Source organism: bacterium, from assembly GCA_016716565.1.
In the GTDB taxonomy this organism is placed as follows: Bacteria; Bacteroidota; Ignavibacteria; order Ignavibacteriales; family Ignavibacteriaceae; genus IGN2.
The window spans coordinates 1419950-1433502 of the sequence record JADJWC010000001.1 but is presented as its reverse complement, the minus strand read 5'-3'; the positions used below and the strand labels follow the sequence as shown (position 1 = coordinate 1433502).

Genomic DNA, 13553 nt, shown 5'->3' with positions numbered 1-13553 from the left:
GGTTGTTAAATGTTTTTTTAATTCGGGCGAGTCACGGACTCACCCTACTAAATTCTGTCTTCTTACTCCTGACTACTTCAGAAGAATCATCTTCTTCGTTTCGATATAGCTACCTGCTTTTAGTTGATAGAAATAAATACCACTTGATAATCCAACAGCATTCCACGTTAACTCATGAGTACCAACAGATTTTTCTTCATCCATTAATGTTGCAATTTCATTTCCGAGTATGTCATATACTTTTATTACAACTTTGGATTGAGTTGGTACTGAGTATCTAAAAGTTGTAGACGGATTGAATGGGTTTGGATAGTTTTGTGAAAGTGAATAACCTGTTGGTGTTAAATCAATAACTTCCTCTTCAACCGAGTTAATAATTCTTGGACCAACATACTTGTAGACAATATTTGTTGCATATTGTGAACCCCAACCGAATTGATCATTCACAAAATTAATTAAGAAAACACCGACGGTATCAATCAGAGTCCAGGACTCACCAGCATCATAAGTAACTGCGGTACCTCTCATTGTTGGAGTTCTGCCTCCAACAGCTACATAAACTGAATTCGTGCCTAGAATGTACTGTATACAGGAAGGCGCTAAGTTGTCGAGTATAGAATTTGAAAGAGTACTCCAAGTAGTACCCCCATCAGTTGTTTTCTTATAGATATGATTAGTTCCGTAACCAGCAATCTTTAATGCATAGATACCGGTTTGATTATCCTGAAAAGCGATTGACGGCAACCAGCCAAAATATTGTTGTTCATTAAAAAGAAACGTCCAAGTATATCCTTTATCTGTACTTTTGAATAAACGATAATTAGTGGAAAACCAAACCGTATTTCCAACTGCGGTAATTCGACTTTCACCGAGCCAAGTCGCTTCATCAGATAAGGGAGTAGGCATTGTAACGGGATTCCAGGTTAATCCACCATTACTCGTTGTATAAGTTTCAAGATTAGGGTCTCCTATAACTACACCATTCTGTGAATCAAAGAAATGCATAATACCCGGTCCACTCTGTGAGGAATTGAATGCATTCTGCCTGTTCCAGCTTGTTCCGCCATCAGTGGTTTTGTAAATCCCTCTTGAAGTACCGCTGGTTCCGATTAGCTTATATGCGGAAATATATGCTGTGTCCTTATCTATTGCGAAAACTTGTTGGAAATAGTCATTCGTAAGACCCGTGATGGTATCACAAACCCAATTATTTCCTCCATCAGTTGTACGAATATATCCAGCGTATGGTGTTGTGTTGCCTGGATGTACCTGACTTACAGCCCAACACACCTGTTCGTCTACTGAAGAGAAATCCACTACCAAAACATTTGACGGAAAATTTGAGTTCTGCATCTGCCATACTGTTGCATTTTGTGCAAGATCAAACTCATCTGCACCAATGTCAGGTGAAGTTGCATTACGTGTATCTCTATCAAAGTCGAAATCTATTCCTGAAATCGGAATTGCGTGTTCATCAAGTGGAGTATAAATGTTTATATCTATGTGTAGATCATTGGTTGATACAAAATTCGGCATTTCAGCATAACTGTGTAAATCTTTTCCCATTGCCTGCCAATCTGTTAAAGTTAGATAATCAGTACTACCAATTCTTACTAAACAGTTATACTGATTTGCTTGATAGAAAAGATCGTTGTAATCCGAGGTAAGATTATAAATATTGTAGTCATAAATTGCAGAGGCACAGTATTGAGATTCATCCCGTGTGTTAATAAATATGTTGTCTTTCAAATCAACACCTGTCGACGCACCCCAGCCACCATAGATATAAAAAGCAGCTGAGCCTTGTGGATTTGCACCACTTCCAGAAAGATATACTGTGTTGTAATATATTTTTGGATTAGTCTGAAGCCAGATTTGTATTCCAGCTACTCTGCTGTTGGATTGAGTTGAACTGCTTTGAATATCATAGACCATATTGTTATAAATTAAATTATTACTACCTGAACCACCTGATAGTAAAATTCCGACACTTGAATATCCAGTACTAGATTTAATATTGTGGACGATATTGCTGCGAATAATGTCTCCAGATCCGCTGTATGAATTTATTCCTGGATTGATTATTTCCCCAGAACCGAATATGGTTTTTATGTTTTGAACAGTATTGTTCTCAACTATACTATTTTGACATTTTTCTAATTGAATTCCCCAGGAAATTAAGCTGTCAGTTTCCGAACCTATTTGATTCCCTCTGATGATATTACCATTTGCTCTTGCTGATGAATTTTCACTAGAGACATACAATGCAATTCCCGCTTGTTTTACAAAGTTATTTTGAATCAGATTACTGTCGGGTGCGGTCGTAGTCCCTGCATATGGACACCAGAAACCAGAGCCACTGCCATTGGTAGTTTTTTCCACTATGAATATAATATTTTGGATTATGTCATGGTCAGAATCATTTATAAAATCTAAAGCATCATTAAAAGCATAACTTAGATTTTGGAGAGCGTGGATAGTTAAAGTAGTCGGTCCAGTTATAGCAACTCCATCAAATGTTACATAGCTTGTGTTTATCAGATATAATAAAGCTTGATTACTTCCCTCAATGATTACATTTTTATTTTCGGCTGGTTTAATAGTTACTCTGCTGTTTGGTCCTGCACCAGGAATTGGTCCGTTTAGGATATAACCATATTGTCCTGTTGTTGCGGTGTAAAGTTCATCAATTAATTCAAGAGTGACAGCACCTGCAACACCATCTGTGCTTAGTTTATCAAACGCACTTTGGATCGTTGAGAAGTAACCTCCCGTACCAATCGAGTAAGTCCCTGCTGGAAGCGGATCAAGAACAATCTTTTGAATTTTTTCAGGAATTGGAATCTCATTAGCTCTTTTTAATGAGCCAATTTCTTGTGCGATGATATTGCTGGAATAAAGAACAGCAAAAAGAATAATGAAAAGTACAAATAACCGTTTCATATAACCTCCTATTTATGGTTGTTAAAAAATGAAATTTTTGTGTATAAAAGATTTTAAAGACTGGTCAACCCACGGGTGCTGAGAATTAAACACCCGAAGGTGATTTAGAGGAAGGCGTTATTGCAGTTTGAATATATTTTATAGAAATTTAACATCGACAGGACCTAATTAATTATAATTACTCCAGGATTTGCAAAGTTGCTCTGTGTTTATCTTTTGCAGCAACTGCAGTAAGTAACGTTCGTAGTGCGTTTACGTTCTTACCCTTTTTGCCAACAACTTTACCGATATCCCCTTTATCAACTTCAACTTTTATTTCAAAGGTCTTCTGATCGTTGCTTATTTCTTCAATCATTACTTTTTCAGGTTTATCGACGAGCTGTTTAACAATAAATTCGATAAATTCTTTCATTGAAACATCCTCTTAGTTTTATTTGAGAAATGGCTGTTTGTGAATTCTATTGAATTGCAAAAGAAAGCTGATATTAAAACCGGGCGGGTTCTCCGCCCGCCCGAGCTGTCCTCCCACCCCGAATTGATACGAACATTTCGGGATGTCCTCCGGGGAGATCTGCCTCCAAAATAAATTGCATTAAGGAAATGATGTGATATAACATCACTTGTAAATGCGAAACCATCAGGTCGAATTAATCCTGATAAAGGCTTCTGATTTTTAGATTTGTATCTACTGCTACTGCACAACTTTTGGAACACTGCAATCACCGCTTCACATTTTTATAAAAATTCTTACTGCACAGATTTATTATTTATGATGCAACCCGCTGCAACCATTTAGAGGGAAGAGGGTAAAATTGTTTTATAGGAAGCGCATACCTTCTTCAACCAACTTCACCCTCCTTTTTGCTGTGCTGTGGGCAAGCTCAATAATTAATCGTACAGCTCTAAAAACTACCTCAATCATCCATTGTTAAATAAAGAGGGCGAAATTGTGTTACCGGGTGCGCTTGTTTAGTAATCAATTTCCACCCTCTCATTCATCCGTTTTAAGGAGGTAGGAATTAAAATCATTTAGTCAATTCCAGTTCTTTTGATTCAGAAAAATTATCTGCAATAGCGTGACAGAAATATGTCCCTCGCGGAAGTTCTTCTGAACTAAATTCAAGTTCATAGCAGCCAGCATTTTGAACGCTTGAAATCATCTTATCAACAACTTTTCCGTACACATTTGTAATTATTACGGTCATCCGGGTTCTATAAGGCAGGTTAATTTTTATTTTTGCCTGTTTCATGAATTGAGTAGGTTCTACCGATTCCAGAAAAAAATTTGCCCTGCTTTTCTTATTCAATTGTGTAGCTGCTGTTACAATCACTGCTGTAAACTCCTATAATGCTTTTATATAATTAATTATGGCTGCATCGGAATAATTTTTATTTCAGCTATTCCTGCGCCTTCTGTTGTAACCAGATATATTACTCTAAGTACCACATCAAACCTGTTTGTTATGTCGTAGTATTTTGTAACCAGAGCAATTCCTTCTTCACTTACATTTACAGTTTCCTGGCTGTACCCTCTTATGAGCCATTCCGGGTGCATCATCATGCACTTATCACAGAGTTTTGAAAACATGTTCAAATCCAGCTGAATTGTGTACAAACCATCTTGATTATTAGCCATTGTCAGAATTTGATGTGTGTATTCCACGCATCCATTAACTCTGCATACGCCGGAGAGAGGATCGCAGACTTCACAGCAAATCGGAATTTTATCGTGAATGATCTGAGAGTTCGTCTTAATAAGACTCGTACCCGGAGCTGTTGTTATGTTTTCCTCACATCCACAAAAAAGCAATAAACTAAGCAGTACAGCAAAAGAAAAAAAGTATTTCATAGCATCCTCCTTATAAGATGACTTATTTATTGAAATTACTGACACACCATCCTAATGCCCATCCTTCTTTAGGATTTTTATAGTACTCGGTACACTGGTGCGGGTGATTTAATAGTGAGTCAAGCTTGTCAGTCATGTAATAATAGTTTACCTCCATTGTCACTTTATTAAGAAACTCGCTTGCGACTTTGTAGCCAGTATTTTCATCTTTTAGATAAACACCGCAAAAATGTTCCTGTTTACCATCGTCGTAAGGAATCCAGGAATTACCTCCATCAGTCGTCTTCATTATCGCACAAAAGACATCAGCCTTCCAATATATTTCAGCACGGTTTGATTGTATCCCGGATGAAGCAACACTTTCTGCTTTCCAGTTTAAGCCACCATCTGATGTTACCAATACTTCACCATCTGCGGAGTTAGCCACACCGATTTGTTTGTCAATGAATGAAATCGAAAAGATTTTGCTTTTTCCAACCGCTGCGTTTTTCCAGTAAGCATTTTCCTGCGGAATCAAAGAAATGGCTGCAAAAAGTATAATAAATAAGCAAATAGGCGGAACTCGCCTCCAAATCCGGTCAACCGGAGCCAAAAATTGGGATTTTAGTGATTTTAGCATTTATACCTCCTTACAGCAAAAAGCGTTGAACATTTTTACCAGAATTCGCTTTGTAAATAAATAAAATTGAGGCTAGGGGTGGGTATTAACTATGTTGCAATCTCTTGCAGCTATGTTGCTTTTTTAACGAAGTCTTTCAGAAATGCTTAAAAATGGGTTATTTATCTTGTATGCTCGCTTGGGGCGTATCCAAATTCTTCCTTAAAACAACGGCTGAAATAGGCAGGACTAGAGAATCCAACAGCATAGCAAATATCGGAAATATTCCCCTTTTTCTGTTCAATCATTTGCTTTGCTTTTGCCAATCTTACAGTTCTTAAATATACACTTGTTGACTTACCTGTAAGGGCTTTCAATTTTCGATGAATTTGAGACCTGCTCATACCGACGTCCTTACCAAATTCTTCTATGCTGAATTGTTCTTCAGAGAGGTGCTCTTCAATTACCATCATAACTCTGCTAAGAAACTGTTCATCGAAACAGCTTATGTTGGCTTTTGCGGGTCTTTGCAACACTTCCGTTCCGCTCCCAAATTTTTCCTGCAGCATTTTCCTTGTTTCAATAAGATTTTTTATTCTGGCAAGAAGCTCTTCTGAATCGAACGGTTTGATAAGATAATCGTCTGCACCAAGACCCAAACCCTGGAGCTTGCTGTCTTTATCTGATTTAGCAGTTAAAAGAATTATGGGAATATGACTTGTCCTTTGATCCTGTCTTAATTGTCTTGTCATCTCATAGCCATCCATTTTAGGCATCATGATGTCACTTACTATTAAGTCAGGAATAATTTTTTCTGCTTTTCTAAGCCCTTGTTCGCCATTTGCTGCTTCTTCAACGTGATAATCCGCTTTCAATGCATCTTTAACATACTCCCTGACATCTGGATTATCCTCAACAATAAGTACGATGGTTTTGTCTATCAGATGTTCACTCAAAGATTCATCTTCTTCCTCTTCTGTCTGAAGATAATCCACAAGTGAATCCATTTTCCTTAATTGATAGTCTGACGGTTCAATAATATCGGTTTCCAAAAGATGCTCTTTGCCAAGTGGAAGTGAAATTTTTACTTCGGTCCAGTGTCCTTCAACACTATCAACAAAAATATTTCCTTTATGAAGCTCAACAAGTTCTTTAGTTAATGCTAATCCGATTCCGGTTCCTTCATGCTCTCTTGTTATTGACCCATCAACCTGGTAAAACCTGTCGAATATTTTTGGTAGCTCGCTTTTTGGAATTCCAATTCCCGAATCTCTGACAACAATTTCAACTTGATGAAGGATTGTCTCTTTCACTACAACAGTAACTCTTCCGCCTGCCGGTGTAAATTTAAAAGCATTCGACAAGAGATTGGTGATTATCTTTTCCATTTTTTCTCTGTCGAAATAAGCTTCTATATCCTCTTTCTCTAAAATTATTTTAAGTGTTATGTCTCTCTGTTCGGCAACGGATTCAAATTCCATTGCCAATCCTTTTACAAACTGCGAAATATTACCAAGCGCTGCATTAAGCTTAAGCCTTCCTGCCTCAAGCCGTGAAAGATCGAGCAGCTGGTTAATAAGATTAATCAAACGTTTAGCATTGCCTTTTATCAATCCGATCTGCTTTTGTCCGTCATCATCTTTCAGTTTTGAAATAAGTTTTTCTGCGGGACCCAGAATCAGCATTAATGGTGTACGGAACTCGTGAGAGATATTTGCGTAGAAGTTTGATTTCATTTTATCAACTTCTTCAAGTTTCTCTGCGTGCTCACGTTCGAGCTTAAGTTGAGTGCTTAATCTCTGACGGTTGAGATAAATTCTTGTAGAGATTGTAAATGCAATTACCAATACAAATCCATAAAGTACGTAAGACCACCACGAAGACCACCAGGGCGGGCTTATAATTATTTTGAGAGAAGTTCCTGCTTCGTTCCAGATACCATCATTATTTGAACCTCTTACCCTGAGATTATATTCTCCCGGTTCCAGATTTGTATAAGTAACCACTCTTCTGTTTGCATTGGTATGCGTCCACGATTTATCAAATCCTTCAAGAAAATAAGCATATTGATTTCTATCAGGATTATTAAAGTCGAGAGCAGAAAATTCAAAAGAAATAATGTTATCATCATAATTCAGATCAACCTGCTTAGTTTCATTTATGGATGTACTGAGGATCGTTCTTCCCCAGGCAGAATCGTAACCGATTTGAACCGGCTTATGCATAAGTTGAAAGTCTGTAATTACAATTGGCGGAATAACTAGATTATCTCCCAGACTATCAGGATGGAAGAAACTTAAACCGTTAGTACCTCCAAAGTACATTATTCCATTTCTTCTCTTGAAGAATGCCCAGTTATTAAACTCATTTCCCTGCAATCCTTCTTCGACACCGAAATTTCTAAAGCTTTCAGTTTGAGGATTAAATTTACTTAGACCCTTATATGTACTGACCCATAAATTACCATGATTATCCTCGAGTATTCCACAAATCATATCATTAGGTAAACCGTCTTTAGATTTGTAACGAATAAATTTTTTCTCGGCAGGAATGTATTTATTGAGACCTCCGCCGCTTGTACCTATCCATAGGTTTCCACTTTTATCAAGATGAATTACTGAAACTGAATTGTGGCTTAAGCTTGAGAAATTTCCGGGTTCATTTTTGAAATGAATAAACTCCTGCGTGTTCTCATCCAGCATACTTAAACCACCGCCATCACTTCCAACCCATATTTTACCATTTCTATCTTCATTAATTGCAAAAACCGTTTGTGGCATGATACTTTTAGGATTATCGGGATCAGGAATATAATGAATAAACTTTGTGCTATTTTTTTGAAGTTTATTGAGCCCGCCACTTCCAGTACCAATCCATAAATTACCTTTACGATCAAGGAACATTCGCGAAATTGCATTTTTACTTATACTGGCAGGATCACCCGGAATATTTTTAAACCGTATGAATTTGTTGTTCTTTCTGTCAAATTGGTTTAACCCATTTTCATTTGTACCTATCCATAAATTTCCCGTGCCATCCTCACAAATAGAATTAATGCCATTGCCACTCACACTATATGGATCGTTCGGTAAGTTTAAATATCTTATAATCTTGTTAGACCCTTTTTCTAATCTATTTAGTCCATTCACATCTGTTCCTATCCAAAGATCGCCATAACTATCTTCATAAATTGGAAAGATGCTGTTTCCACTTAAGCTGTTTGGGTCATCAGGATTGTGAACTAAGGTCGAGAATTTTTTGTTGAAAGGACTTAATTTATTAATACCGCTGTTCCAGGTGCCCAGCCATAAAATTCCGCTTCTATCAGTGTAAGCAGAAACAATAGTATTATCACTGAGAGATTTTGGATCACTGGAAATTTGTTTATAGGAAAAAAATTGGTGTTTCTGTCTGTCATATAAAACTAAACCGTTACTATCAGTGCCTATCCACAAATTTCCCTTCACATCTTCAATTATAGTCCAGATGAAGCTGTTTATATTAAAATCATCTGAAGAACCGGAATGGTGTTCAAATCTACCGCTTCGAAAATCATACTTATCAAGTTTACCGTTTGCAGTACCAATCCATAAATTACCTGCTTTATCTTCAAAAATAGATGTGATATAGTTACTGCTGATACTATTTAAATCATCCGGCTTACGTTTAAAAGAAGTAAAAGTATTGCTTTCTTTATTGAATCGGTTCAGTCCGCCCAGATTTGTGCCGATCCACAAAGTACCGTTTCGATCTTCATAAAGTGAGTAAATAGAATTATCACTTAAACTTAAAGGATTGTCAGGATCGTTTTTGTAATGATAAAATTTCTGATTTTTTATGTCGAATTGATTTAATCCACCACCATTCGTACCGATCCAAAGATTGCCTGTTTTATCGATGCGAAGTGAAATTATATTATTGCTACTTAGACTTGTTGGATCATCCGGATTGTGCTTGTAGCGAGTGAATTTTTCAGTAATAGGATCCAATTTATTCAATCCATCATTCCAGGTACCTATCCACAGATTACCGTCATCATCTTTACACATTGTCCGGATTTTATTGTCGCTTATACTTGTACTGTCATTTTCAATGTTTTGAAAGTGGGTAAACTTGTATCCGTCATACCTGTCCAATCCGTCGTAAGTACCAAACCAGATAAACCCTTTGTTATCCTGCAGGATACTAAATACTGTGTTGGAAGCTAATCCATCCTGTGAGGAAAGATGCTCGAATTGGATATTGCTTTCTTGAGCAAGTAAAAAGCTGGATACTAATAAAAAGCTTAAAATTATTTTATGACAGAAAATCATTTAAATCTTAATCACATAAAATAAAAAGTAATGACTATCAGAGATATATTTTATAAATGAATTAATTGATCATGACACTCTGATTATTCTAGGCGGCGCATCAATTACCGGAATTGGAGATGCACTGTCAACATGTATTTCATAAGTTTTTTCCACCTCTCCGTTACCTGCAGCGACAGTTCCCAGGACAATGTTACCACTTGCAGATGCAACATCTTCATCGATAAGACTTTCATTTAAATTAAAAAAACCATCTTTATTCGAAATAATAACTGTAAAAATTCTATTTGGTATGCTCGTTTTTATATCGACTGAGTCGTCGGCTTTAACCACAATATCATTAGCGCGATAGAAACCTCGCTCTTCGATTATTTCAATTGTTGGCATTTTCTCCTCCTTAATAATTTATAATAATTGTTTAATTGATCAGAAAAAATTTCTTCTGAAAAAAAATAATAATAGTGTTTAGAACAGATATGATTATCCGGCAAGTTAATTAAGAAAAGAAATTTTAGGTACTGATACTTCCTCACTGTCTGCCTCCTACAACATCATTAAGGAAAGTAGTGACAAAAAAACTGCACCATCCTGCCCGCCCTCAATTTTAAAATTGATTCGTTAACAATTTGCTAAATGAAAATTTAAGAATCAAGTGGAGTCTGAATATAGTTTAGCTGTTTATTTAGTCAGTGATTGTAATAATTACACGTATCCTCTGATTTCAGAAAAATTTTTAATCAGACTGAAATTGGTCTTATGTTTGATTGTAAAATAAAAAAGCCCCGTCTGAACGGGACTTTTAACTCTGTATCACGGATTATTGATCTGTATTACTTCATTAACATAAACTTCTTTGATGATGTGAAATTCGTCGTTTCTATCCTGTATACATATACTCCGCTAGATAATCCTGATGCATTGAAGTTAACTTCGTATCTTCCTGCTTTCTGTATATTGTTCACTATCGTTGCTACTTCTTCTCCAAGCATATTGTATACTGCCAGCTTCACAAATCCGTCTTCTGGTATAGAATACTGTATACTTGTACTTGGATTAAAGGGATTTGGATAATTCTGGAACAACTGGTATGCAGATGGAATTTCATTTACAAAATCATCAACTGGCATTATTTCATCAAATTTATTTGCTAAGATATATTGGATTAGTGATCTCGCCTGATTTTTATTCATATAATAAAGCGGGAAACTAAGAGTAATGGCTTTGAAATCATTCCCGATATATTCTACTCCAACTGGTTTACCTTGTAAATATCCTTGCGGTGATGTTGAATCGTAGTTTGTTCCGTAATTAAAAATTTCAGTGCCATCAGCTGATGATTTGATCATCTCAATATATTTTAAATGATAATTATTTGATGAAAATGTCTTCATTGAATCCACAAAAATATTACTATACCCGGATGCATTGCTTTTTGCTTCATTAAATAACGCAACCAGAGTTCCTTTTGTTTCTTGAATTTTTAGGTAATCGAAAATAAAATCACCACTGCTAAAAGTACTGGTAAGACTGGTAATATTTTCGAATGCTTTTGATGGTCTATAACCTGTATAAAGAAATTTTCCACCGAAGTCGAGGTACTTAATCAATTCATTTTTATACTCAAACGGAGATGTTATATGTGTAAAATCATTACCATGCCAGATAACAGTAGAGAAAGCACCGAGGTCTGCCAGACTAATCTGGCCTTCTTCAATCATATCATACTGCTTATTATTAAAATGAGTTAAAAGTCCATTGTAAAAATCATCAACTTCAGTATCTGTTGGATTCATAATTGAGCCATCTCCATCGGAAGTCTCATCAACTATTAAAATTCCCTGATCCAACGAAACTACTCGAGATCGTAATGTTATGTTATTGATACTTTCATTCAACAAACTATCTACTGCTTTAACAGTATAGTAATAATAAATTCCCTTCGACGCAGTTTCATCTATATATAATGAATCAAATAGAATATCTTGATTTAGTTTAGTTCCAAGCTGACCTTCAGTGTCTGAACGGTATAGATTATATCCATAAAAATCGTAATCTTTATTCCTATTCCAGAAGAGTTTAACCTGATGCCAGAGAGGAGTGGCAGTAAAGCCCTGTGGAGCAGTGGGAAACTCCAATGGTGTTGCTGACCTTTCAACAATCATACTTTCATAACCGTCAGTGTCAAAAGCTGAAACACCAACATAATAAAGATTTCCTTCCATTAAACCATTTACAGTAAAAGTAGTATCAGTAGTGGTCAGTACGGTATCGTAAACCCCGGATTGATTACCAATATAAATTTTGTAAAAATAAAAATCAGGGGCGGTATTCCGACTCCACGAAAGAAGAAGTGAATTGCCGGTTCCTGCATCTACAAGTTTATAATTCTGAATCATTGTCGGCATAACAATATTTAGAATTAAAGTGGCACAGGAAGATTTGATCACCTCGGCACAATATTCCATACTGTAGTTCCCGATTGTGTCAGCCGGTGAGTGATAGAATGGACTAAAATTATTTTCTTCAAAATATACTGACGGAAATCCACGTTCCCAGAATGAATAACTGTCTGAACCAGAACTGTTTTGACCACCATTGCTCGGTTCGAGTATTGAATAATTCTCAACACAATAAAAAGCAAGGTCACGCAGATATTCAAATCCACTGTATCGGTTTATATCAACCTTGCTTTGTGTGGCCGGATAATTTGTGTGGCTTATCATGTCGTGATTAATCATTATCTTAATATTCATTCCGGAGTTTAAAGCTTTCTGAGCATAATCTACACTGCCCCACAAACCATATTCCTCTGCTGCAAAAGTTATAAACTTAATAGTTGATTCCGGCTGATAATTATTTGCTTTAATGACTCTGGCTATCTCAATCACTGCTGCTGTCCCACTTGCATTATCATCAGCTCCGGGTGCAAAAACCATCGGATTGCCCGATGAGTAAGAATCGTGATGCCCTCCAACAATGTTGTATACTTGCGGTTCATAAATGCCTGGTAAAGTAGCCACAACATTTTTCTGCCACGTTCCCTGATATTGAAACGAATCAATCACTACATCTGTCATACCTATTTCCAAGAACCTGTTTTTTATCCACTCGGCTACAGCATCTCGGGTATCAGCTAGGAGAAATCGGGTTTGAAAATTTTGGAGACTCTGAATTACATACCTTACACTATCCTGATTTACAGAAGATGTTATTTGCATAATTAGCGAATCACTTAATTGAGACTTATCAAAGTTCCAGATTCTTTTCTCTTTTTTAAAAATACTGCTTCCATTCAGTTCGACAATTTTAAAACCATTAAGTAAAGCGTCTTCAGCTCTGAGGGCAGTGTTTTTGACTATTGCGAAATCAGTTCCTTTATAAACTATCTGTTCAATTCCCGGTTTTGATATCAAATCATATTCTTTCTTTGAACTGATTATGGTGAACTTATCTGATGATGTGCATTGATCCAGCTCGGAGTAACTTATTCCGTAAGATTCAAGTTTAAAAGTTTTTCTAAGGAAATGACAGTTATCAGTTTTTCATCATTAAGATAGATCACAGGAAGGCTGAGACTTTCAATCTTATTTTTAACTTGATCATTTTTTAATGATAAAGAGATGAGATAATATTCTGAATCCTGCGAAAAAAGTTTACTAAAAGAAACAATAATTATTAAAAAAAGGTAAGTATAAAATTTCATATTAGACCTCAGCTAAAATATTTATAGAACGATAAGGATACAGGGAATGACGATCGATTTGATTAAGATGGATTTTATATTTTCATCTAAGCATTCCAGTATCTATCTGGTAATGTATCTCAAAAATTAAATTACAATCTAAAATTA

8 protein-coding genes are annotated in these 13553 nt (G+C 36.1%); all 8 read right to left on the bottom strand.

The genetic code is table 11. The annotated features are described in order from the left end of the window. Positions 1-72 precede the first annotated feature (72 nt). Positions 73-2943 (bottom strand): T9SS type A sorting domain-containing protein, encoded by a 2871-nt coding sequence (locus IPM14_06265; protein ID MBK9097726.1) that lies wholly within the window; start codon positions 2941-2943, stop codon positions 73-75. Between the two features lie 178 nt (positions 2944-3121). After that, positions 3122-3355, bottom strand: coding sequence for a KH domain-containing protein (locus tag IPM14_06260; protein ID MBK9097725.1), 234 nt, complete (start codon positions 3353-3355; stop codon positions 3122-3124). Positions 3356-3968: 613 nt separating this feature from the next. Beyond that, on the bottom strand, positions 3969-4274 hold the full coding sequence (locus tag IPM14_06255; GenBank protein MBK9097724.1) for a hypothetical protein: 306 nt from the start codon (positions 4272-4274) through the stop codon (positions 3969-3971). A gap of 35 nt (positions 4275-4309) precedes the next feature. Continuing rightward, positions 4310-4792 (bottom strand): hypothetical protein, encoded by a 483-nt coding sequence (locus tag IPM14_06250; protein ID MBK9097723.1) that lies wholly within the window; start codon positions 4790-4792, stop codon positions 4310-4312. Between the two features lie 22 nt (positions 4793-4814). Beyond that, on the bottom strand, positions 4815-5411 hold the full coding sequence (locus IPM14_06245) for a hypothetical protein (GenBank protein MBK9097722.1): 597 nt from the start codon (positions 5409-5411) through the stop codon (positions 4815-4817). A 161-nt stretch (positions 5412-5572) separates the two neighbouring features. Continuing rightward, positions 5573-9703, bottom strand: coding sequence for a response regulator (locus IPM14_06240; protein MBK9097721.1), 4131 nt, complete (start codon positions 9701-9703; stop codon positions 5573-5575). Positions 9704-9772: 69 nt separating this feature from the next. Continuing rightward, the gene (locus IPM14_06235; GenBank protein MBK9097720.1) at positions 9773-10090 is read right to left on the bottom strand and encodes a hypothetical protein; all 318 of its coding nucleotides are present in this window, start codon (positions 10088-10090) and stop codon (positions 9773-9775) included. A gap of 443 nt (positions 10091-10533) precedes the next feature. Next, entirely contained in the window at positions 10534-13116 is a 2583-nt protein-coding gene (locus IPM14_06230; protein MBK9097719.1) for a M20/M25/M40 family metallo-hydrolase, read from the bottom strand. Positions 13117-13553 lie beyond the last annotated feature (437 nt).

What these genes read in the sequence shown, in the direction of transcription:
- IPM14_06245 (MBK9097722.1), bottom strand. Translation starts at nt 5,411, where the DNA reads ATGCTAAAATCACTAAAATCCCAATTTTTGGCTCCGGTTGACCGGATT.
- IPM14_06235 (MBK9097720.1), bottom strand. Translation starts at nt 10,090, where the DNA reads ATGCCAACAATTGAAATAATCGAAGAGCGAGGTTTCTATCGCGCTAAT.
- IPM14_06250 (MBK9097723.1), bottom strand. Translation starts at nt 4,792, where the DNA reads ATGAAATACTTTTTTTCTTTTGCTGTACTGCTTAGTTTATTGCTTTTT.
- IPM14_06265 (MBK9097726.1), bottom strand. Translation starts at nt 2,943, where the DNA reads ATGAAACGGTTATTTGTACTTTTCATTATTCTTTTTGCTGTTCTTTAT.
- IPM14_06260 (MBK9097725.1), bottom strand. Translation starts at nt 3,355, where the DNA reads ATGAAAGAATTTATCGAATTTATTGTTAAACAGCTCGTCGATAAACCT.
- IPM14_06240 (MBK9097721.1), bottom strand. Translation starts at nt 9,703, where the DNA reads ATGATTTTCTGTCATAAAATAATTTTAAGCTTTTTATTAGTATCCAGC.